The sequence below is a fragment of the Phycisphaeraceae bacterium genome, assembly GCA_019636555.1.
In the GTDB taxonomy this organism is placed as follows: Bacteria; Planctomycetota; Phycisphaerae; order Phycisphaerales; family UBA1924; genus JAFEBO01.
Genome location: JAHBXH010000001.1, coordinates 1,889,284 through 1,912,065, shown reverse-complemented (window position 1 = coordinate 1,912,065; position 22,782 = coordinate 1,889,284). Strand labels below are relative to the sequence as shown.

Sequence of the window (22,782 nt, the reverse complement as noted above, 5' to 3'; positions counted from 1 at the left end):
TCCCGAGCCTACGGAGCCACGATGGCCGATGTTCTCAACCAGAGCGAGGTGGATGCGTTGCTCGCCGCGGTTGATACCGGCGATGTCGAGCAGGAGCTGAAATCCGTCACGATCTTCAGTCGTCACCGGGATTCGACCGAAGGCCTCGAAGTCAAGGCGTACGACTTTAAGCGCCCCGAGCGCGTCAGCAAGGACCAGATGCGGTCGCTCCAGACGTTGCACGAGAGCTTCGCGCGAAACTTCGGCGCGTCGCTCTCGGGGTTTCTGCGAACGATCGTTGAAGTAAAGGTCGCGACCTGCGAGCAGATGACCTACTCGGAGTTCATCGCCGGCCTCCCCAACCCCACCAGCTTCAATCTCATCAAAGCGGACGCACTGGAGGGGCAGATCTGTCTCGAGATCAGCCCGCTCATTATCTATCCGATCATCGATCGGCTGCTCGGCGGCACGAGCCAGGATCTGTTCATTCCGCAGCGCCCGCTCACGCTGATCGAGACCCGCCTCATCAGTAACGTGACCACCCGCGGCCTCACGACACTCTCCGAAGCCTGGAGCTCGGTCAAGAAGATGACCTTCAGCATCGCGGCCACCGAAAGCAATCCGCAGCTCGTTCAGATCGTTCCACCCAACGAGGTTGTCGTCGTCATCGGCTTTGAATTGAAGATGAGCAACCGCGCCGGAACGATGAATCTCTGCATTCCGTACAACGTCATCGAACCCGTGATGGAAGAGCTCAGCACGCAAAGCTGGTTCACGTCATCCAAGAATCAGCGTTCGGCGGAAATGGAGCAGACCGTTGCGACTTCGCTCGGGCGCGCAACACTCGAAGTAACAGGCCTGCTCGCCGAAACCACTATCAGTCTGCGCGATCTCCTGCTGATGGCGCCGGGCGACCTCCTCGTCACGGAGAAGCGCGCTGATCAACCGGTGGTCGTGTGTGTTGAAGAAGAGAAGAAGTTCTTGGCGCGGGTCGGACGGTGCCGAGGAAACAAGGCCTTGAGAATCGATCGCGCGATCACAACCACCGATCGCGTTTGAATGACCCCGGGCTGCATCGAAAGGGAGAGCGCCTTCACCCACTTACTGGCGGCCAGCAACTAGGGTGAACGCCTCAGCCGATCTCTCCGCAACTAGGGTAATCGCTTCATCAAATACTTCGCAGCTAGGGTGAACACTTCATCGATCGCTTCCTTGCAAAATACAAATTGAGTTGTTTGCAAGGAAAATCTCAGTATTTTATGGCCATCTCGGAATCGCTGAGTAATCTCTGCTTGTCTTCCGGCGGGTGCTATTCCGCAGCAAACGTCGGAGGAGTGGAGATTTGGGGCGACCCCTTTCGGGTCTCAAAGGAGAGAGGCAATGACGAATATCAAGTTTTTGGCGGGCGTGTGTGCGCTCGCGGGCGCGGCGATCTCGGCGCAGGGCGCGTTCATCGCCGGCGCAGGATCGTGGGGTTCATACACGGGTTCGCTGTCATATTCGGCGGGAACCAGTGAGTTGACCATCGTGCTGAAGAACACCAGCCCGGCGCTCAACGGCGGCTTTATCACCGGCTTTGTATTCAACATCATGAGCGCGGATGCGGGCGCGTTCTCGACGCTGATTACGTTTACGCATCCGTTCCTGAATCTGTTCAACGAGAGCGCATCGCCATATGGAAACTACAAAGGTGGCGCGGCACTCGGTGGCGACTGGCTCGGTGGCGGAAGCCCGAACGCGGGAATCGCCGTCGGCGCGACCGGAACGTTCGTGTTCAAGATCACGGCGAGCGACGCGGGGTCTCTGACCGACGCCAGCTTCCTGTCGATTCCGAATGCTTCGGAAGCTTTCTTGGTCAGATTCAAAGGTTTCGTAAACGGTGAATCGGATAAGGTGACCATCCCGGCCCCGGGCGCTTTCGCGCTCCTCGGACTGGGCGGTCTCGTCGCGGCTCGCCGTCGGCGCTGATCGTTCTCTTGCGGAATTCCCTTCAAGACCGGCCCACAAGGCCGGTTTTTTCATTGCTCAAATTCATTGGGCAAACAGGTGCGCCACGGGCCCCTGCTTAAGAAGCAGGCAACATAGAGTCCGGTTTCGCGATGCCAAAGCTCGTCCGAAGTGGAAATCGCCCGTGGAATTCAGCGTCTGCGATACCGAAGGCGGAGACCGCAATCCATTCGAAAATGGAACCCCCTCCGGGCCTCTCCTATACTGACGCGGCCTTTGTTCGGTCCTGCTTCGTCGCCGGCGTTACGGTGGCGCGGCAGGCCCGGGGATTCAGCACCATGCAGACGGCTGGCAACCATGCTCGGTGATCGTCCCAACCTCGCGAGAGCTTCGCGCTCTCTCAGGAACGGACGGACCGGTCGCCGGTCGGCTCGTGCGGGAGATTTCCGCATGAGTTGACGCCGCCTCGCTGCGTCGCGCTTCGTCCCCGGGCCGCGGGCGGTCGATTGCCGCCGGTGGCCCGATGTGTTTTTGGTCCGAGATTCGGAATTCGACAACCCGACATTCTGACAACCAGACAGCTCAGGAGATCGCAAAATGAACACACAGGAAATGCTTCGCATTCTCGACTCGATCGCCCGCGACCGCAACATCGATCGCGCGGTTCTCGTGCGCGATCTCGAACTCGCGATGGTCTCCGCCGCCAAGAAGCACTTCAACACGCTCGACGCCGAAGAGTTCACCTGCACGCTCGACCCTCTCAGCGGCCAATTAACGATGACCCGTCACGGCGCGCCGCTCGAGATGACCCCCGCCGCGTTCGGACGGATCGCGGCGCAGACTTTCAAGCAGGTGATGATCCAGAAGTTCCGGGACGATGAACGGACCAGCATCTTTGAAGAATTTTCGAAGCGCGTGGGCGAGATCGCCGTCGGCACGGCGCAGCGATATGAAGGCGGCGCATTGGTCGTGACCATCGATCGCGCCGAAGCGTTCATGCCTCGGAGCGAGCAGATTCCGGGCGAGCAGTTCAACGCGGGCGACCGTGTTCGCTGCCTCATTCTCGACGTGCGCGACGTCGGAAACCAGATCAAGATCGTGCTGAGCCGCAGCCACCCCGATTTCATCAAGCGCCTCTTCGAGGTCGAAGTGCCCGAAGTCGCCGAGCGCATCATCGAAATCAAGGCCATGGCGCGCGAAGCGGGCTACCGCACCAAACTCGCCGTCAGCAGCATCGACAACAAGGTGGACGCCGTCGGCGCGTGCGTCGGCGTCAAGGGTTCACGCATCAAAAACATCGTCGACGAACTCAACGGCGAGAAGATCGACATCGTTCGCTGGAACGAATCGAGCCAGGTGCTCATTCAGAACTCGCTCAAGCCGGCCGAAGTCCAGGAAATCAGCCTGTGCTTCGAGCTCGGACGCGCAACCGTCGTCGTGCGCGACGATCAGTTGTCTCTCGCCATCGGCAAGCGGGGTCAGAATGTGCGGCTCGCCGCTCGCCTTACCGGCTGGGATATCGACATCCTCACTCCGGAAGAGTTCACCAAGGGCGTCGAGACCATGTATCAGACGGTGCAGAGCGTCGAGAGCATCACCGAGCAGATGGCCGACAAGCTCGCGGCGCTCGGCATGGTCAGCGTGTTCGACATCGAGGAAGTTGGTGTCGAGGTGCTGATGTCCGAACTCGAGATAGACGAGTCCAAGGCCAACGAGGTGGTCTCCACCTGCTCGACCAAGGCCAAGGAAGTCGCCGAGCAACAGCAGAAGGACAAGGAAGAAAAAGAACGCAAGGCGCGCGAGGAAGCGGCAACCGCCGCGAGATTGCTCGCCGAAGGCGGCCAACCCGGCGATGCCGCGGCGGACGCCATCCTGGGCGCATCGACCGATTCGTCGGGCGAGGCTCGTGCCGCGGACATTCTGGGGCAGGGTTCGTGAAGAGCGTGATCGGTCGCCTTCCGGCGCGAGCCGGAGAATCGTCGGAGTCGTTTTCGGTTTTCAGACGGATTGCGAATCGCGGAGAATCGTTTGGCCAAGCAGAAGCGCGTATTTGAGATTGCGAAGGAAATCGGCGTCGATTCCAAGGTCATCGTGGCCAAGTGCCACGCTGAGGGAATCGACGAGTCGATGATCAAGAACTACCAGTCCGCAGTGAGCGCGGGCCTGGAAGCCACCATCAAGGAATGGTTCAGCGACCACGCCGCCGCCTCGTCAACCGCGATCGAGACGGCCGAGAAGATCGATATTTCGACCGCCAAGAAGGCCACGCCGAAGAAGCGCAAGAAGGCCGACACCGAAACGGATGAGTCCGGTGGCGGCACCGCGATTGCAGCGCCTCCCGCTTCGACACCATCGACATCTGCAGGCCCATCGACTCCTCAGCCAGAGCCCGTCGCGAAAATCCGTCCCGCAGCAAAGCCCGCTTCGATTGCCGCCGCTCCGGCATCTCCCGAGGCTCCAAAACCGGAAGTCCACGCCCCTGCGGCAATACCTGCGGCCCCAGCCGCGAAAGCACCGGCACCCGCAACTGCGAAGCAAAAGCCGGTGGAAACTCCGCGGACCGACGGCGGGAGCGCGACAACTCCACCCGGCTCGCAACCTGCCGCGAACTCGCATGCGCCGACGCCGCCGCGCGTACTCGGACCGACGCGAGTGCAGCCTGCTCCGGTGAATGTTCCCACGCGCCCGACAAACGTCGCGCCGGCGGGCCCGAAGCTCGAAGTCAAGACTCCGGTCAAGCTGTCGGGTCCAAAGGTCGTGCGGATCGAGGCCGCGGAAGTTATGGACGCGCCTCGACCGCGTCGCTTCACACCGGGCGCCGGGGGCGGAACCGGGACGGGAACGGGCGTTCGGCCCCCGCGCGGAGCCGAGGGCGCGGAAGACGATGGTGGTCGAAGCCCGCGACGCAAGTCGGGCGGCAGCGGAGGCGGTTCGGCCGCGGGCGCGAAGCGCTCGAGCGGAACGGGTGTGCCGCAGCGACGGCGCGCGAGTTCCGGGCAGGAATGGGTGGGCGGATCAAGCGGTGTCTTTTCGGAACAGGATCTGATCGAGCGCGAGGCGCGGCTCGCGCGGTCGGGCGGCTTTCTGAAGAAGCGCCGTCAGGATCTCAAGCGGACCGAGCATCAGGCGGACACGGATCAGCAGCAGGAAGGCAAGGTTCGCATCGCTGCGCCGTTCACGATCAAGGATCTTTCCGAGGCGACGGGCGTGAAGGGCGCCGAGATCGTCAAGAAACTGTTCCTCGAAGGGGTCATGGCCACGATCAACTCGGGCATCGATCCGGTCAAGGCGCAGGAGATCATGATCGAGTTTGACATCGATCTCGAAGTGACCGAAGCAAAGACGGCCGAAGAGGCCGTGAGCGCCGAGTTCGAGGACCGCAAAGCGGTCGATCTACGACCCCGGGGCCCGGTCGTCACGATTCTCGGGCACGTCGACCATGGAAAGACCAGCCTGCTGGACAAGATCCGCAACGCAAACGTGGCGGCGGGCGAAGCCGGCGGCATCACGCAGCGCACGAGCGCGTTCCGCGTGCCGCTCGAGGTCGCGGGCGAGAAGAAAGAAATCGTCTTCCTCGACACGCCGGGCCACGAGGCGTTCACGAGCATGCGTTCGCGCGGCGCGAACATGACTGACGTGGTGGTGCTGGTCGTGTCGGCGCCCGAAGGAGTGATGCCCCAGACGATCGAGAGCATCAACCACGCGAAGGCGGCAAAGGTGCCGATCGTCGTGGCGCTCAACAAGATCGATCGCCCGGACGCGACCGATGCGCAGGTTCAGAAGGTGCTGGGTCGCCTCGCCGAGAACGATCTCAATCCGGTGGAATGGGGCGGCAATATCGAAGTCATCAAGACTTCGGCGACGACCGGGCAGGGAATCCCCGAACTACTTGAAACGCTCGATTACCAGGCGCAGCTTCTGGAACTGAAGGCGGATTTCGACGGACCGGCGCGCGGCACGGTGATCGAAGCCCGCACCGAAGAGGGCCGCGGCGCGGTCGCAAACATTCTGGTTCAGCAGGGCAAGCTCAAGGTCGGCGATTACATTGTCGCCGGGCGCGCGTTCGGTCGCATCCGCGACATCACCGACGATCGGGGCAAGAAACTCAAGGAGGCGACGCCCCCCACGCCGGTGCAGATCTCGGGAATTGACGAAGTACCGACCGCGGGCGACAAGTTCTACGTCGTCGATTCGCTGAAGAAGGCGCAGGAAGCGGCGGAGCAGCGTCGTCACCGCGAACGCGAGACAGAGTTGGCTCAGCCCAAGCTCACGCTCGACTCGATGTTCGCGCAGATGGCGGACGCCGAGATCAAGGAAATCCGCGTCGTGATCAAGGCGGCGGAGCAGGGCACGCTCGACGTGCTCAAGAGCCAGGCAGAGAAGGTCAGCACGGCCGAGATCAAGGTGCGCGTGCTCGAGGCGGCGATCGGCGGCATCACCGAGAGCAACGTGCTCCTGGCGCAGGCGTCACAGGCCGTCATCATCGGGTTCAACGTCATTCCGTCGGGCAAGGCGAGAAGCCTCGCCGAGCAGAAGGGCGTCGAAATCCGTACCTATCAGGTCATCTACGACATCGTGGACGATCTCAAAAAGGCCGCGGAAGGCATGCTCGCTCCCGAGCTCCGCCAGGAAATCCTGGGCCATGCGGAAGTCCGCAAGGTCTTCAAGATCACCAAGGTGGGCGCGATCGCCGGCTGCTACGTCACCGACGGTACCGTCCAGCGCGACGCGCTTATCCGCGTCACACGCAACGGAGTCGTCGTCGAGAACGACCGCAAGCTCGAGCAGCTCAAGCGCGTCAAGGACGATGCGAAGGAAGTGCGTGCCGGCATGGAGTGCGGCATGAAGATCGTCGGCTACGACGACATCAAGGAAGGCGACGTCCTCGAGTGCTACAAGCAGGTGGAGGTCAAGCGGACGCTGTAGTCGGGCGAACCGGGGCCCGATGACGACGCGCCGCTGACGAAATTCTGATGGTCCTCGGAGTTCTCCAATTCCAGGTGCTGATCCACGGAGCCGAGTCGCTCAAGGACAAGCGTCGCGTGATTCAGTCGCTGAAGGATCGGCTGCACCGCGAGCACTTGTGCTCGATCGCGGAGGTCGGCGACCCCGACTTGCTGAACGTCGCGACCATGGCGCTCGCGGTCGTGACGCGAGAAGGCCGCCGGGCGGGTGAAATCCTGGACACGGTCACGACGAAGCTGCGGGAACTTCGCGACGGCGAGCTGGGCGAGATTGACCGGCAGATACTGCATGCCAGCGCCGGCTGGCTCGGCGCGGTCGCGCCGGAGGAACAGGACGATGCGACCCCGGACGCCCGACCGGGCCCGACGGCCTCTCCGGCAACTCAGGAGGCTCCGATGCGCATCGGCGATCCGAAGTCCGGTGACGGGACGGACGCAGAAACCGACGCGATCATTCACGAGCGGGCTCTCGAAGCGGATCTGATCGAGCAGATCGAGCAGGCGGATCGCGAAGACAGAGCACGGCGCGGCGGAGATGCAGCGTGAGCAGACGGCAGGAACAATTCGCGTCGGTTCTGCGCGAAGCCGTGCAGGCCGTCATCGATCGGGGAATCCAGGATCCCCGCATCTCCGGGATGATCACGGTTACGGGGGTGCGAGTCGCCGAAGACTTCGCCGATGCGACGTTTCTTGTTTCCGTCTTGCCCGCCGAAAAGCAGGACCTGACCCTGCACGGAATCCGCAGCGCGACCACCCACATCCGGCGCGAGGCCGGCAAGAAAATCGAGTCGAGGCGGCTCCCGCGGTTCCATTTCGATGTTGACACCAGCACAAAGAAGCAGGCGGCGGTCATCGAGGCTCTGCTGAAAGTTCAGAACGACCGCGAAAGCCGCGGCTTGAGCGGAGCCGACCCGGGGGGATCGCCGGCTCAGGATTCCGGCGACCCGTCGATCTCCCCTCCGGCCGAAGGACGCACACCATGAGTTCGCAGGATCCTGCAAAGCTTCTCCAGGCCCTGCTCAAGAAGCTGTCGAACCGATATGGCGAGCAGCAGCCAGAGCCGCTCACCGCCGGTGTGGACGAGGGCGTGGACCCTCTGCTCCACCTGTTCATCTATTCGTTTTTGCTCTGGGATGCTTCGACCGGTCAGGCACGCGGAGCGCTCAAACGCATCCGCGAGACATTTGTCGACTACAACGAGCTGCGCATTGCTTTCGCGGACGAAATCGCCGCGGCATTCGGAGAGCGGTATCCGCGCGGGTACGAACGCGCGCTGCGCCTTCGCTCGAGCCTGCACGACATCTTCCGGCGCGAACATTCTCTGTCGCTCCAGAGTCTGACCGAACTGTCGAAGCGCGAGGCTCGCTCGTATCTTGATTCGATCGATGGGACCCCCGCGTACGTCTCGGCCCGCGTGCTGCTCCTGGGGCTCGGCGGCCACGCCATCCCCGTTGATCAGCGCATCGCCGATCTGCTTGCGGCGGAAGCGGTACTCGGAGACGACGTGACCGACGCGGACAGCGCCGCGTCGTGGCTCGAGCGGCAGATTCGCGCGGGTGAAGCAAGCTCGGTCGCGATCGTGCTGCAGGCATGGTCGGATGATGAGGGCGCCGCTCCGCGCCGCGAGCGCCGCGCGGACCTTCCGGATTTCTCTCCTCCGGAATTGCCGCCACCGGTTCTGGCGGATCAGGGAAGCTCGCCTCCCGCGAAAAAGCAGCCAAAGGGCAAGAAAGCGTCGAAGCGGTCTTCAAAATCGTCTGCAAGAGGCTGAAGAACAAACTCACACCCCGTCGCGAACATTCTCCATGCGCTCACGCTCATCCGAACGCTTCACCGACTCGATTCTGCGGGCTGCATCCCGTCCCGTGCTGGTCGCGGCGGTTGTCGTGGCTGCATCGGGCCTGTCATGCTCCACCAAAACAGCCTCGCCGATGGTTCAGGAGTCCATCGAGCTTGGACCGATCGATCCCGCCGACGAGGGGCTGCCGCGTTCGGTGCAGGAAATGCGGCGCGTCATCCGAGCGACAAAGCCGGAAGTCGCACATGGCCGAGCACTCCCTACTCCGCCGGGAATCGACGCATCGCGGGTGACGGCGCTGACGCCGGACGAAGTCGCGGCGAACCCGAATCTGCGGCGGCCACTCGACGAAGTGGTTCCGGAGTTAGCGTCAAAGGTCTCGCTGCCTAAAGCTTCCGACCCCGTCGCCGATGAGGAGGCAAAGGCCGAAGCGGTGCGACTGTACATCGCCGGGCGCTCGGCGCTTCTGGCCGGAGACGCAAATCAGGCGCAGTCTCTTCTGACCGACGCCGCCGGAAAAGACCCCGCGGAAGCCGCGGTCTGGAGGGAACTCGCCGAAGCGCAGTACCGCCTCGGGCGGAGGACGCTCGCGATCTCTTCGTACACGCAGGCGGCCCGCCGCGGACTCGACGAGGCCCGCGTGTGGTGGATGCTGGGCAAGGACTCGGCACAGAAGTCCGATCTCAACCGTGCGGCGGCCTACCTGGCGCGAGCGAGCCAGGCGCCGGACCTCGATTCGGATGCGGCGCTCCCGTTTCTGGTGATGGCGGATCTGGGCGAGACTCTCGCGAAATTGGGGTATTCGACCGCCGCGGCGGAGGCACTGCGATCGGCCGTCGCGCTCCCCGAGACATTCACCGAAAACACGAACTACCGATCCGAATTGGGAGAGGTCTATCGCCGTCGCGGCGAATTGCTCGAGCAAGCAGGCGATATCGCCATGCAGCTGGGTCGTTCCGAAACCGCGATCGAGAGCTACTCCCAGGCGATCGAGTACCCGGCGGTCGATCCCGGGGCGACGCTGGTGCGATTCATTTACGCGTCCGCCCTCGTGGGCGAACCTTCCAAAGCGGCGCAGCTTCTCATCGAACTCGTTTTGAATCAGAACGGCTGGATCGAAGACCGGCAGCTGCTGCTTATTCGATACCTCGCCGAGAACACAAACGCGGGGCCGGCGTTGGCGCGGGCGCTCGCGACGATGCCCGAAGATCTTCAGAAACCGCTTTCCCCGACGCTCGAATCGCGCCTCGTTCGGGCGCACGCCGCGGCGGACGCGAGAGGCTCTCAGATTCTTCGCGCGTATCTCGCCGAGCATCCATTGGACGCCGAAGTCGCGGCGGACCTCATCGAGCTCACATCCCGAAACGGTTCCGCCGCGGGCAAAGAAGCACTGAGCATGGCGGGTGATTCCCCGCAGTCGGCCGTGCGACTCGCCGACGCGCTCATCCGCAATGGGCGGGCGCTCGAAGCATCGTTCTCGGCGATCGAACGCGGGGCGAAGTCCCCGGGGCAGCGTGCGCTGGCCGCGTGGCTCGAGTCGCGTCTTGGCTTTGCCGAGCGGGCGCACGCCACCGCGAGCGAGATCGACCTATCCAAAGCTGAGTCTCCGGCCGATCGAGCGGTGTTGCTCGGAGTGAAGCTGCACTGTGCGCTCGATGCGGGAGACTTTGCAAGCGCATCGGCCCTGGTCGATCAGCTCAAATCGGGCAGCGACCTGCCCTTTGCCGTTCGCTGCGGCTCCCTCCTCGATGCGGGCGAAGATGGGTTTGTCATCGAAACCGCCAAGGCGCTCGACGTGGCCACGCTGTCCGATGACACGGGCGAAAGGGTCGCCGCCGCGGAAATTCTCGCCCGTGCTGGGCGAGCGAAGGATGCGGAAAGCATTCTCGAAGCCGCGATCGCCCGGGATCGATTTGATGAGCGCGCGTATCAGTCGCTGATCGGCCTGTACTTGCCGAATGGCCCCCTGAAGGACGAGGCCAAACTCGGAAACATCTCGAGAAAGCTCCGCGACGTCATCCCGTCAAGCCGCGCGATCCGCTGGCTCGTCGCAGGGGAACTCGCGCAGCGTCAGCTCTGGTCGCAGGCCGAATCTTCGCTGATTTCCATCGCGGAGGAAGGCGAGCCGGATCCGGCGCTGATCGAGCAACTCGTCAACGCCTGGGAACGGCAGACGACGGGGGACGCGGACATCAAGTCCGCTGTTCTTGAGCGTGCCGACGCATGGCTGACTGTGAAGCTGAAGCAGTATCCGGGCAGCGTGCCGCTGATCGCGGCGAAAGCACGAATTCTCGAATTGCAGGGAAAGGCGCCGGAAGCCGAGAAGCTGCTCGATCAATTGCTCGCCCGGTATCCGATCGATTCGGTCGCGCGACAGCGCGAGCAGCTCGTCCGAGCAACACTGAAAGACCCGGCCCGCGCGAAGCAACTCGCGCTCGCCCGGCTTGATCACGCGCCCCGCTCCGCGGACGATTCGCTCGAATTGGCGGAAATCTTCGCGAGCGCCGACGATTCGCGTGGCGTCACGTCGGCGATCATCGATGGACTGCCTCCGGGCGCGATCCTGAACACAGCTCAGCGCCTGAGGCTCATCTCGCTTCTCAATCAGCAGGCGGGTGCGGCGGTCACTTCCGAATCGGCAGAGTCAGCGAGGTCGGTGCTCGAGCTGATCGACCGCTCGGTGCAGCTCGGCGTAGACCTACCCCGACCCCTGCACGAGTCGCGGCTCGCACTCCTTGCGACCTACACCCCTACCGACACCGGGGCCCTGGTCGCAGCGGCGCGCGACACCGTGCGTGCGTACCCGGACGGTTCGACCATTCTCCTCGCCCGGACCGCCGACAGGATCTCCAAGTCTTCGTCACCGGGCGCGGCGCCGAGGTTCTTGCGCGAAGCGATCGTGTTCGTTCCGGAACCGACGACGGAGCTCTATCGCTATCTCGCGTACTACCTGACGGCGAAGTACGGCGATATCAACGATGTTCGTGCGCTCATCCCGATGCTCGAAGACCCGGCAAGGGCGGTCATCGTGTCGGAAATGGCGGCCGACGGCGATCAGGAGCTTCCCGCCGGACAAGCCGAGCGCGTGACGCTCGCGCTGCACAACGTCGCCTCGTGGGCGACCTTGCGGGATCGCTCTCCGTTCGCAATGGAGATCTATCGAGTCGTACTCGGCCGTGATCCGCGCCACGCGATGTCGTGCAACAACCTCGCGTACTACATGCTCGAGCACGGGGGCGATCTCGCGGAGGCGGAGCGGCTGTTGACCATCGCCTACGCGGAACGACCCGATACGGCGAGCGTGCTGGATTCGCTGGGGTGGCTGCGTTTCAAGCAGGGCCGTCTGAGCGACACGAAAGACCAGAGCGGAAACGTGATCGAGCCGGGCGCTGTCTCGCTGCTGACCCGCGCACTCGAAGCCCGCGATGGCAATGACAACGCCGTCATCACCGATCATTTGGGCGATGCGCTCTGGGCGGCGGGAGAGACTCAAAAAGCCAAGGATCGCTGGGAACTGGCGCGCGTCTCCGCTCGGAGAGCGATCGATCAGATTCTGGCGGCGCGTGTGCAGCGCAATCTCGGCGAAGACGACGACTCCTTCAAAGTCGAGTTGCAGGAGCTGCGGAGTGTCTTGACACAGACCGAACAGAAACTCAAGGCGCTCGCCGATGGAAAGCAGCCCGAGATCGCCGCTCACGCAACACCGGCCGCATCACACTCCGAGGCACCTTCCAACCGATAGCTGTGAGCACCCGCGATGGCCGGACACAACAAGTGGAGCAAGATCAAGCACCGCAAGGCCGTGGTTGACAAGCGGCGCGGGAAGGTGTGGACGAAGGTTTCGAAGGCGATCATCGTCGCGGCGAAGAACGGCGGACCCGATCCGGAATCGAACCTTGCGCTGCGTTACGCGATCGACGAGGCGCGGTACGCCAACATGCCGCGCGACACGATCGAGCGCGCCATCCAGAAGGGCGCCGGCGGCGCGGGCGGGGAGAACTATGAGCCGGTGCGCTACGAGGGCTACGGCCCCGGAGGCGTGGCCATCATCGTCGATACGCTGACCGACAACCGGACACGTACAGTCGGCGACCTTCGCCTTGCCTTCGGCAATCACAATGGAAATCTCGGCAACAACGGATGCGTCGCGTACATGTTCCAGCCCAAGGGGCGCGTGCTCGTCAATGCGCCGGCATGGACAGAAGACGCGATGATGGAATTGGCGATCGAAGCGGGCGCGGACGATGTTGTCACGCCCGAAGTCCCCGCGGAAGAACCGTGGGCCATTCTGTGCGCCGTCGGCGCGTTTCAGAGTGTGAAGGACGCGATCGAGAAACGGGGCGATGGCGTCTCGATCGCCGAGGCCGAGATCGCGATGGTGCCGGCCGACACGGTCGAAGTTGCGGGCGAGCATGCGGACAAGTTGAGCGAGCTGATCGACGCGATCGAGGAACTCGACGATGTGCAGAAGGTGTACACCAACGCGGGGTAATCGCGCCGGATCAGATCGCGACGCGCTCGCCGCGTCCGGTCACCGAACGCCAGTCCGTTGACCCTCGAATCTATCGCGGCCAGTAGAACTGGAGCCCGTTGCCGTCCGGGTCGCGCACGTGCAATTCACGCGTGCCCCACGAGGAGTCGAACGGAGGCTTGATGTCCGTGATTTCGGAACGAGCACTGAATTCACGAAACAGCGCGTCCAAATCGCGCACGAGGAAGCGAAAGACCGGTCGATCGCCCGTGTGACCCCACTGCGACGGATCGGCCCATTGCAGATGAAGTTCAGCAGCGTCACGCCGGATCGTGCCGTACTTCGGATCCACTGGCAGATCCTGCCAGGATGATCGAAACCCCAGCGCTTCATAAAATGCAATCGACTTGGCGACCTCCCGGCAGGGAAGCACCGGATGCACGGCCTCGATGACGGGCGGCACGGAGTGATTGGCGGGTCGCCGTCCTTCCATCTCGCGGCTCCTCTCCGGAAGCGCCCCAGCTATCGCTTCCCAACGTTCCTCGAACTCCCCCGCTTCGACTTGTTGTGCATGTACGGCGTCACGTGGAACGTCGCCTCGCACTTACCCACCTTGCGCTGCCGTGCCGCCATCCGGGACACAAGCGAGCGCTTGTCCTTCGACCGGTCCCCAATCGCCTGCGGGATCACCGCCTGCTGCACGATCTCGAGTTCCAGCGTGACATTGAACTCTCGCCCCGAAGCAACCAGTGCCTTCAGATCCTCGCGCGGGACGACGTGATACAGCGCCGGACCGTAGCACGGGCGGAGGAACCGGTAGGTCAGTTCCTTGCACACGATCGTGAACTCTCCGCCGGTGATGCCGAAGATGTACATCCCGCCCGCGATCTCGCTGTTGGCCAGCAGAGCCGCGCCCGCCATCGCGTTGTACCAGTTCTTGTTAAAACGCCGGAAAGGCAACTCGGCCGTGAACGTGTCGGAGTCGACCCGCTTCATGCGGATGCCGCTCTTGAAGGCATACGGCAGCCAAATCAGCGAGCAGACGCGATGCCAGAAGTTGTTCCGAGTTGAGAGTCGCCCGATGAACTCTTCGATGCGCTCAGAAAACGTAAGGCGCGAGCCGGCAACTTCGGCGGCCTCGGTTCCGTCCTGTTCGCCTGCTGTGCCGTCGCCCCCGGTCACATCCGATTCGGCAATCTCCAATTCGACCACTTCCGCATCCTGAGCGGGCTTGGGCTCGCGGACCTCGGGCTGATCATGTGCGGAGGATGCGGCAGGCATTCGGCGGTTCGATTGTAGACGAACGCCCCGCCACGTCAGTTCACGCACCATCCGGCTGCAGCTCGTACCAGAGGTCTTTCCGGCGGACTCGCTGAACCGGATTCCCCGGCTCATGGTCGAGAACGAGCAGCCACTGGTTCTCGGCCGCGGCTTCGAGAAACCAGTGTCGCGAAATCATGCTGGTGTATGGCTCAACGTCGTAGGCAAGGCTGTATGCCGCACCCACGTGATGGATCGTGGGCATGACATCCGGTGTAAAAACAACGGTGCGGCCCTTGTCGTCGTGGAAAATGATCGCTTGCTGTCCCCAGGTGTGGCCCGGAACGAGCAGCACCCCGATACCGGGTACCCCATTTGCATCCTTGAGACCGTGTAGCGAAGTGATTCGCTGCAGCGCTGGCGCTCGTGGTATTTCGTCACGCGTCGGTGTGTATCCGGTTGCGAACGGGCGGGCGGAGTCGATCAAGTGCATCTGATCTTCGACGGGAAGCAGGTGATCGCGAAAATAGGTCCGCGTCATCACGCTTGTGTTGGCCATCGCATCGTTCCACTCGCGAAGCTGCGTGTAAATTTCCGCATTCGGAAAGGATGAAACGGCGTTGAGTTCGCTCGACACTTTTTCGCCCTGTCGCGGCAGACGCGTCAATCCCCCCGCGTGATCGAAATGCAGGTGCGACACGATCACCGCGCCGATGTCCTCGGGGCGGCAGTTGACTTCCTGCAGCGCATCCAGAATGGAGCGATCTTCGAGAGCGAATATGTCTCGGCTCTTGGCGTCGAGTTTGTTGCCGCTGCCGACCTCGATCAGAACGAGCTTGGGGCCGGGTGGATCGTCCGGGGCAGCGGCTGCACGCTCGAGCAACAGACAGTTGTGCTGGACATCGATTCTTCCGCGGTCATCGGTCGGAACCGCTTTATTCCAGACTACGCGGGGAACCAAGCCGAACATCGAGCCGCCGTCGAGCCTGAACTTGGCTGCGCGCAGGAGTCTCCATCGGTACGTCACGGTCATGGTGCGAGGGTAAGCCGGTTCGCGGCTCCAAACCGGTGCGCGGTCGCTTTCCCGAGCCCGACGCGCGCGTCGGCACACTACACTCGCGCCGATGTCCGATTCGATGAAGAAATCTGGTCCCGGTGCCGCGGTGATCTGGGCGGTTTTTCTGGCGGTCTCGTGGACCTGGTGCATCGGCATGTTTCTTCCGGTGCTGATGGTGCGCGACTACGGACTCTGGGGATTCGTCGTTTTCGCGGTTCCCAATGTCGTCGGAGCGGCCGCGATGGGATGGGTGATCGGCACCGCGGAGACGAGCCGGAAGTGTGTGGCAAAGAACCTGACCCTGGTGCGAGCTTTCTCGGTAGTCACCATCGGTTTTCACATCTGGTTTGTGTGGTATCTCACGCACTGCGGATGGGTCTTGGGAAATTGGTGGCCGTGGCTGGCGGTCGGGATTTTTTCGCTCGCGCTTTTTTCGGGGCTCCGCGCGGACGCCCCGTCGGAAGCCCTTGTTCCGTATGGCATGAGCGTCGCGATCATCGCGTTTTCACTCTTGGCGGGAATCCAAGTCAGCATTCCGAGGCCCGCGGCACGCGAATTCGCGGGTATCCCGGCCATCGCCTGGCTTGCGCCGGTTTGCACCTTCGGGTTCTTGCTCTGCCCTTATCTCGACGCGACTTTTCATCGAGCGCGACAGGCAACGACCACCCGGGGCGCGCGCCTCGCCTTCACACTCGGGTTCGGCGTCTTCTTTCTGGCGATGATCCTGTTCACGCTCGTCTATTCCGGACTGCTGCTGGGCAACAGCCTCGCGGCGTCGCGCGTCCTGACCGCGATCGTGTTGCACATGCTCGTGCAATCCGGGTTCACATGCGGATTGCATTTGCGGGAGATCGTGCGATCCAGCAGCGCAGCGGATAGGGTGAAGATCGGTGGCTCTATCGCTGCGCTCGGCGTAATCGCCCTCATTTCCGGAATGACCGCGCTGTTCCAATTCGAAATCCACGAGAACATCGCGCCAGGATTCGAGAAGGGCTATCTGATCTTCCTCTCGGCGTATGGATTGTTCTTTCCCGCGTACGTGTGGCTGGTCATGATTCCGTTACGGAATACCGATCGAAGGCCCACGTCGTTGCACTACGCGCTTTGGCTCGGCGCCTGCGCGATCGCGGCACCGATGTTCTGGATGGGCTTTCTCGAAAAGCAGGAATGGTGGCTCGCGCCGGGTCTCCTCGTCGTTCTCGCCGCGCGGCTGCTTATTTCAAAGGCAACGAGCCAAGCTTCGCCGCCGCGAGAGCCGCGAGTTGAGGCGATTCAGACCGATCCGACGCCAGCTCTGTCAGGCGTGCGAGAATCGCGGAACGATGAGGTTCCGGGCATCCGCTCCTGATCGAATTCGCCGCGACGATCACGGCGTTGCGCTTGAACATTTCCAGCGTGGCCCGTGTCATCGCAGAACCGGCCACAGCATTCGCGCGGTCTTCGCTGGTCCACGCTAAGACTTCGAGAACATCAAAGAAGTCGCGGCGCGGGGCGTACTCGGGATTGCGCTCGCCCACACCGACTTCGGATGGACGACTCGAATTGTGCGGACAGACTTCCTGGCAGATATCGCAGCCGTACAGCCAGTTCCCGATCGCGTCGTGAAATCGCTCGTCGATAACTTTGCGATTTTCGATCGTGAGATAGCTGATGCAGCGCGAGGCATCGACGCTGTAGGGCGTGATCGCTTGCGTCGGGCAGGCGTCGATGCAGCGCGTGCACGTGCCGCAGTGATCGGTCAACGGCGCGGGCGCCGAATCAATCTCGAGCGTAGTGAGAATGCCCCCGAGGAAGAAGTAGCTGCCGATGCGCGGGTGGATGAGGAGCGTGTGCTTGCCGATCCAGCCCAGGCCGGCGAGATTCGCGATCTCGCGCTCCATCAGCGGAGCGGTATCGACGAACGCGCGGAATTCGGCGGTTTCTTGCCGCGCGCGAAGGCTGTCGCACAACTCGTGCAACCTCTTTTTCATGACCTTGTGGTAGTCGCGCCCCCGCGCATAGCGAGCGATCATTCCCGCCGTTGGTGACGCCGGGGTCGCCTGTTCGGGACCCTTTTCACGCCGCGTGTGGTAAAGATCCGCAACCAGGATCGCCGAGCGCGCTCCGGAAAGCAAGAGCGCGGGGTCATCCCGCATCTCCGTGTTCCGCGCGAGATACTCCATCGTTCCGTGCTTTCCCGCGCGAAGCCAGGCATGAAACTCATCCGCGTGCGCGCTCGAACGCAGATCGCAAACTCCCGTTAGCGCAAAGCCGAGGGCGCGGCAGGCGGCCTGGATGTCGGATTCGCGGATCAATCGAAAGCAAGGCTAGCGGAGCAGGGCGCGGACGCGTCCACCGATTCACGGGCGGGCGGTGTTTCTACCTGCTGAGTCAGGGAATCCAGTCCAGGCTAGCGCACGTTCAGCACGCCGCGGGCGGTGCCATCGGGCGCTGCCGACTTGCCGACCCACTCGAAGTATTTCTGAGCGCTCCGCGTGAGCACATCGGACGGGTCACCGGGGATCTTGAACCAGGCGCGGTCGTATTCATACACAACCCACCCGGCAAACCCGCTGGTTGCCAACGCCCGAACAGTCGCGACCGCGTTGGCATCTCCGCCGCCGAGTGCCCGGGGCTTGCCGTCGGAATAGTCCTTGAGTTTGACGGAAAAAAGGCGATCGCCGAGAACGTTGATGCCGCCTTCGACATTCTCACCGGAAAGTGCGGCGACTGCAGGCGAATAGGCCGCACCGAGAAGTGGATTGCTCACGCGATCGAACAATTCGCTCAGCGACGCTGCGGTGGCGAACGAACCGCCGTTTTCGATCGCAAGCCGGACGCCGGTATTGCGTGCGGTTGCGACAGCAAGTTCGAGCCGTTCAACGATTCGCGCGATGCCGCTGGATCGTGACTCGCTGGCGGGAATCTGGTACGCGAACACCCGCACCAATGGCGCCTCGAGGCGGGCGGCAAGATCGACCGCCCAGGCTGTGTCGATAACCCCACGCGGAGTGCCGCCGAGCACGTGACCAACCAAGGGGGGCGTGATGGCGTCGTCGTAGCGAGCCGAGGTTGCGACACATGCAACTTCGCAACCGGTCGGCGCGAAAATGCGCCGAGTCTTCGCAGGATCGGTGAGCGCAGGATCGCAGGCAAATTCCGTCGATCCGCTTCCGAAGGTCCTCAATTCGACACCCTGATATCCGGCTTGCTGCGCGAACTGGGCAACCCGGTCCAAGGTCCATTCCGGGCAGGCGACTGTGCTGAATGCGAGTTTCATCAAGGTCCTCTTCGAACCCAGTAGGCCAAGCCCCCGTGGGATTGACCATCTGGGAAGTCCACGCACCGGACATTATGCGATCAGGCGGGCTAGTGATCGATAACTTGCCCGATTTCATCGACGGAGAATCAGCCAAAGGTCGATTCCTTTCGAACGGAACGCTGCTCGTGGGCGCTCCGTGGCGGGCCTGCTGGGAATCGGGCGGGGGAACCGGAGCAGCCTTTCCATGTCGAACTCAAGGCTTGTGAATCGTCAAGAACACGGAATCACTATAAAGTCCGAGAACTGCAGTGGCGACCTGACCAACTCGTCGGTACGATGCCCCCACTTGGTGCCCAACAGACCCTCACTTCTTGGCGTTGAGCGCCGCTTTCGTTTCGCGTGCTGCTGGCTGATCACGGGAGCAACCGCTTTCGCGGCGGTGGGTTGCTCGTCCTCGCCACGGGCCGAGTATCTGATGACGCGGTCCATCGAAGTCGCTCCGACAAGCGAGGGCGACGGCACGACCCTCGCACAACGAAACGATGTTTTGCGCGGCAATCTGGCTGGCGCGACCGCGGTCGTCCCCCTCGCCGTCGTCAAACCGGAAACTGACGATTCGCGGCAATAGACCTCGGACGATTTTCGAACAAGTTGAGCGCGGCCGAAGATTCCCGCTTGCTGAAGCCGGGGCGGGTTGCCACACTTCGGGCGTGAACTCTCAATCTCCCCGACACCCAATCCAATCTTCAAATCAACCCGGCGTGACGTCGGGGCTCGTCACCGATCTGCACGGAAAACTCGACTATTCAACCTACCTGAGCCTTCGAGAACTCTTGAGCGCGCAGCGTCCGCTCAGTTCGCCCCAGCATCACGACGAGATGCTCTTCATCATCCAGCACCAGACGACCGAGCTGTGGTTCAAGCTGGTCATTCATGAACTCAGGGCCGCGATGGCGATGGTCGCGGCGGATCAACTCGAACCGAGTTTCAAGATTCTGGCGCGGGTCAAGCACATCCAGCAGCAGTTGCTCGGACAGTGGAGCGTTTTGGCGACCCTCACCCCCACCGAATATGTTCAATTCCGCCACGTGCTCGGCCCCGCGAGCGGCATTCAGTCGCACCAGAACCGGATGATCGAGTACCTGCTGGGGAATCGTGAAGCGCGTTTTCTGGAAGTGTTCCGGCACGAGCCCCAAATCTTCGGAGCGTTGGAAGCAGCACTGCGTGCGCCGAGTTTGTACGACGAGTTTCTGCGACACCTCGCCCGGCGCGGCATGGCGATCCCGCCGGGGGTGCTTTCCCGCGACCTTACAAAGCAGCACGAACCGGACGAGGGAGTTCTCGCAGTGTTCAAGCAGATCTACGACGACCCGCACAAGTGCTGGGATGCGTACGAGATGTGCGAAAAGCTTGTGGACATCGATGAAGCCGCGATGCTCTGGCGCTATCGCCATCTCAAAGTGGTGCAGCGTGTGATCGGCATGAAGCGCGGGACCGGCGGCACGGCGGGCGCCGCTTATCTCCGCAACATCTTCGATCGGCCTCTTTTTCCCGAACTCTGGGATGTGCGCACCGCCGTCGGGCCGGAGGTGCACCCGTCGTGAGCAGCCTCGCCCCGATCATCGGCGAGCGGATTCGCAGCGCGGCCGAACCGCTTGGGAGTGCCGACCTGACGGAAGCGGGCCTGCAATCCTGCATCGCGCCGCTGTTTTCGCGCGTCCGCCGACGCACCGAGATCTACCTGGCGAACCACAGTTTGGGAAGGCCGCTCGACCTGCTTGCCGAAGATGTCCGCGAGGCGCTCGACGCGTGGTACGCGGATATGGACGGCGCGTGGGATGTCTGGATGAAGGAGATGACAACGTTCAGGCACAATATCGCGTGCCTGATCGGCTTGCATCGGGCAGACGCGGTCGTGCCGAAGACGAGCGCGGGCCAGGGATTGCGCGCGGTGCTCAACGCGCTGCCGACCGAAAAGCCGCGGGTGATCGCGACGCGCGGCGAATTCGATTCGATCGACTTCATTCTCAAGACTTACGACATGCGGGGTCGCGCACCAGTCCGATGGGTGGAAGCGCGGACGGAACCAGATCGTCCGCCGAAGATCGACGCGGACCTGATCCTCGACGCGATTCGATCGGAATCGCCCGACCTTGTCGTGATTTCGCACATCTACTACGCCACGGGGCAGCGGCTCGATCGGATCGAAGAGATCATCGGCGCGGCCCATGCGAAGGGGGCGCTCGTTCTGCTCGATGCGTTCCACAGCGCGGGGGTGATCCCGGTCGAATTCGAAAAACTTGACGCCGACTTTGCGATCGGCGGCTCGTACAAGTACACGCGTGGCGGGCCCGGCGCGGCATGGCTGGCGATCCATCCACGTCATCTCGACAATCCGCGCCTGTGCACGCTCGACACCGGCTGGTTCGCCAAGCGCGACACGTTCGGTTTTGAGCGGCCCGATATCCCGCAATTCGCAGATGGCGGCGATGCGTGGCTCGAAGCGACGCCCGCCCCGCTGCCGCTGTTTCAGGCACGCTCGGGTCTGCAGCTCGTTCTCGCGATCGGGGTGGAACGGCTGCGAAAATATTCGCTCGCGCAGTTGGAAACGCTCTCGCGGCTGCTCAACAACTCCGGCGTCGCGTCGTATCGGGGCGATCCCGATCCTCGACTCGCGGGTGCGTTTCTTCTCATTCCAAATCGGGCAGCCCCGAGGGCGTGCGGCGAGATCAAAGGCGCCGGCGTCAACGTCGATGCGCGGCTCGGACATCTCCGGCTTTGCCCCGACGTTGTGACAACAAACGAAGAAATGACGCGGGCCTCAGCGATCATCGCGAAGGTGCTGGCGCGGTAGCCATCGGGAGCGTGAGCGAGAAGTCGGTGCCGCGCCCCGGCTCGCTGTGCACCTCGAGCCGGCCATCGTGCGCTTCGACGATCCTGCGCGCCGTCGGGAGCCCGAGGCCCGTCCCCCCGGATTTGGTCGTGAAATACGGCTGGAAAATCTTCTCGATGGTCTCGGCGCTCATGCCCGGACCGGTGTCGATGACATGGATCTGTGCCACGGCCTGGCGTTCCGCATCCATCGATCGCACCGTTCGCACGATGAGTTCTCGGGGACGATCCGTGTTGGCGGTTTCGGTGGACATCGCCTGCGCGGCATTCAGCAACAGATTCAGAACCGCCTGCTTGAGATGGGCCGTGTCCACGTCGGCGTAAAGCGGGCCCGACGAAAGATCGGATCGCAGGCGCACGCCGCTCTTTTCGGCCTGGGGCAGGAAAAAGTCCACCAGTTCTTCGACGGCGATGTTCAGGTCAGCGGGCTTGCGATCGAGACGGAGCTCGCCGGCAAATTGAAGAAAATCCGTGAGGATGCCGCGCAACCGCTCGACCTCGCGCCGGAGGGATTGCACGCGGCGAACCAGACGCCCTTTTTCTTCACCGGCAATCGCGAGTTCCTCCACGCCCTCGCTTAGGAGCTGCGCATTGAGCCCGATCGTTGAAAGCGGGTTCTTGATTTCATGCGCCAGCCCGCCGGTCATCGCGCCGAGTTCCGCGAGACGCTCGACCGATCGCGCCCGCCTTTCGGCAGAGCGAATCTTTGCCGACTGCCGTTTGAACGCCCAGAATGCCGCCACACCGGCGCCAAGAACACCGATCGCCAACCCAAGCAGCAGCATGGAAGTCCCGGACACGCGTCGAGTTTAGAACTTGCGCGGGCGGTCAGCGCCGCGGCGAACGCGTGTACCCACGACGGGGAACGACCACCTCAGGACCATCGGGTGGTCGCATCACTCGGGTGGCTTTCCATCCCTTGTCCGTTTTCTGCGCGTCATAGATCACTTGCGATCCGTCTTTCAACACGCGAAATCCGTCGCCTTGGATGACGCTGTAATGCGCGAAAATGTCCTGACCTTCGGGCCCGACAATAAAGCCAAAGCCCTTTCGAGGGTCAAACCACTTCACCAAGCCCTCAACATTGGTCAATTGGGTTGCGCCTGTGCCACCCGTGCCCTCGGTCATCGCCGGCCCCTTGTTCAATCGCGCTCGGCCCGAAAGTCCGAGCGC

At 62.8% G+C, this 22,782-nt stretch carries 18 protein-coding genes; 11 read left to right on the top strand and 7 right to left on the bottom strand.

What is annotated here, in order from left to right:
* The first annotated feature begins 21 nt into the window (after positions 1-21).
* From fliM to KF691_07935, 9 genes are all read left to right on the top strand, one after another.
* Entirely contained in the window at positions 22-1,038 is a 1,017-nt protein-coding gene (gene fliM, locus KF691_07975) for a flagellar motor switch protein FliM (protein MBX3389379.1), read from the top strand.
* Between the two features lie 321 nt (positions 1,039-1,359).
* On the top strand, positions 1,360-1,947 hold the full coding sequence (locus KF691_07970; protein ID MBX3389378.1) for a hypothetical protein: 588 nt from the start codon (positions 1,360-1,362) through the stop codon (positions 1,945-1,947).
* A gap of 576 nt (positions 1,948-2,523) precedes the next feature.
* Positions 2,524-3,864, top strand: coding sequence for a transcription termination/antitermination protein NusA (nusA, locus tag KF691_07965; protein ID MBX3389377.1), 1,341 nt, complete (start codon positions 2,524-2,526; stop codon positions 3,862-3,864).
* 90 nt (positions 3,865-3,954) lie between these two features.
* Positions 3,955-6,852, top strand: a complete 2,898-nt coding sequence (infB, locus tag KF691_07960) for a translation initiation factor IF-2 (GenBank protein MBX3389376.1) — start codon at positions 3,955-3,957, stop codon at positions 6,850-6,852.
* A gap of 74 nt (positions 6,853-6,926) precedes the next feature.
* Positions 6,927-7,436: a DUF503 domain-containing protein gene (locus tag KF691_07955; protein MBX3389375.1), complete on the top strand. Its 510-nt coding sequence runs from the start codon at positions 6,927-6,929 to the stop codon at positions 7,434-7,436.
* The gene (gene rbfA / locus KF691_07950) at positions 7,433-7,873 is read left to right on the top strand and encodes a 30S ribosome-binding factor RbfA (protein MBX3389374.1); all 441 of its coding nucleotides are present in this window, start codon (positions 7,433-7,435) and stop codon (positions 7,871-7,873) included. Before KF691_07955 ends, rbfA begins: the two co-directional genes overlap by 4 nt.
* Positions 7,870-8,661 carry a hypothetical protein gene (locus tag KF691_07945; protein ID MBX3389373.1) on the top strand — a complete coding sequence of 264 codons (792 nt, stop codon included), beginning with the start codon at positions 7,870-7,872 and terminating at the stop codon, positions 8,659-8,661. The genes rbfA and KF691_07945 overlap by 4 nt, the downstream gene beginning before the upstream one ends.
* Before the next feature lie 34 nt (positions 8,662-8,695).
* The gene (locus tag KF691_07940; protein MBX3389372.1) at positions 8,696-12,430 is read left to right on the top strand and encodes a tetratricopeptide repeat protein; all 3,735 of its coding nucleotides are present in this window, start codon (positions 8,696-8,698) and stop codon (positions 12,428-12,430) included.
* A gap of 15 nt (positions 12,431-12,445) precedes the next feature.
* Entirely contained in the window at positions 12,446-13,180 is a 735-nt protein-coding gene (locus KF691_07935) for a YebC/PmpR family DNA-binding transcriptional regulator (protein ID MBX3389371.1), read from the top strand.
* Between the two features lie 70 nt (positions 13,181-13,250).
* On the opposite strand, the gene KF691_07930 is transcribed toward KF691_07935, so the two are convergent.
* From KF691_07930 to KF691_07910, 5 genes are all read right to left on the bottom strand, one after another.
* On the bottom strand, positions 13,251-13,652 hold the full coding sequence (locus tag KF691_07930; protein MBX3389370.1) for a VOC family protein: 402 nt from the start codon (positions 13,650-13,652) through the stop codon (positions 13,251-13,253).
* A gap of 29 nt (positions 13,653-13,681) precedes the next feature.
* Positions 13,682-14,440 carry a hypothetical protein gene (locus KF691_07925; GenBank protein MBX3389369.1) on the bottom strand — a complete coding sequence of 253 codons (759 nt, stop codon included), beginning with the start codon at positions 14,438-14,440 and terminating at the stop codon, positions 13,682-13,684.
* 40 nt (positions 14,441-14,480) lie between these two features.
* On the bottom strand, positions 14,481-15,452 hold the full coding sequence (locus KF691_07920) for an MBL fold metallo-hydrolase (protein ID MBX3389368.1): 972 nt from the start codon (positions 15,450-15,452) through the stop codon (positions 14,481-14,483).
* A 1,238-nt stretch (positions 15,453-16,690) separates the two neighbouring features.
* Positions 16,691-17,770, bottom strand: coding sequence for a tRNA epoxyqueuosine(34) reductase QueG (gene queG / locus KF691_07915; GenBank protein MBX3389367.1), 1,080 nt, complete (start codon positions 17,768-17,770; stop codon positions 16,691-16,693).
* Between the two features lie 95 nt (positions 17,771-17,865).
* Entirely contained in the window at positions 17,866-18,735 is an 870-nt protein-coding gene (locus KF691_07910; protein ID MBX3389366.1) for a sugar phosphate isomerase/epimerase, read from the bottom strand.
* Positions 18,736-19,478: 743 nt separating this feature from the next.
* Between KF691_07910 and KF691_07905 the strand changes: the two genes are divergently transcribed.
* Entirely contained in the window at positions 19,479-20,321 is an 843-nt protein-coding gene (locus tag KF691_07905) for a hypothetical protein (protein MBX3389365.1), read from the top strand.
* On the top strand, positions 20,318-21,571 hold the full coding sequence (locus tag KF691_07900) for an aminotransferase class V-fold PLP-dependent enzyme (GenBank protein ID MBX3389364.1): 1,254 nt from the start codon (positions 20,318-20,320) through the stop codon (positions 21,569-21,571). The genes KF691_07905 and KF691_07900 overlap by 4 nt, the downstream gene beginning before the upstream one ends.
* Here the strand turns inward: KF691_07900 and KF691_07895 are convergent.
* Positions 21,546-22,409: a hypothetical protein gene (locus KF691_07895; GenBank protein ID MBX3389363.1), complete on the bottom strand. Its 864-nt coding sequence runs from the start codon at positions 22,407-22,409 to the stop codon at positions 21,546-21,548. The genes KF691_07900 and KF691_07895 overlap by 26 nt on opposite strands.
* A 28-nt stretch (positions 22,410-22,437) precedes the next feature.
* Positions 22,438-22,737 (bottom strand): cold shock domain-containing protein, encoded by a 300-nt coding sequence (locus tag KF691_07890; protein ID MBX3389362.1) that lies wholly within the window; start codon positions 22,735-22,737, stop codon positions 22,438-22,440.
* Positions 22,738-22,782 lie beyond the last annotated feature (45 nt).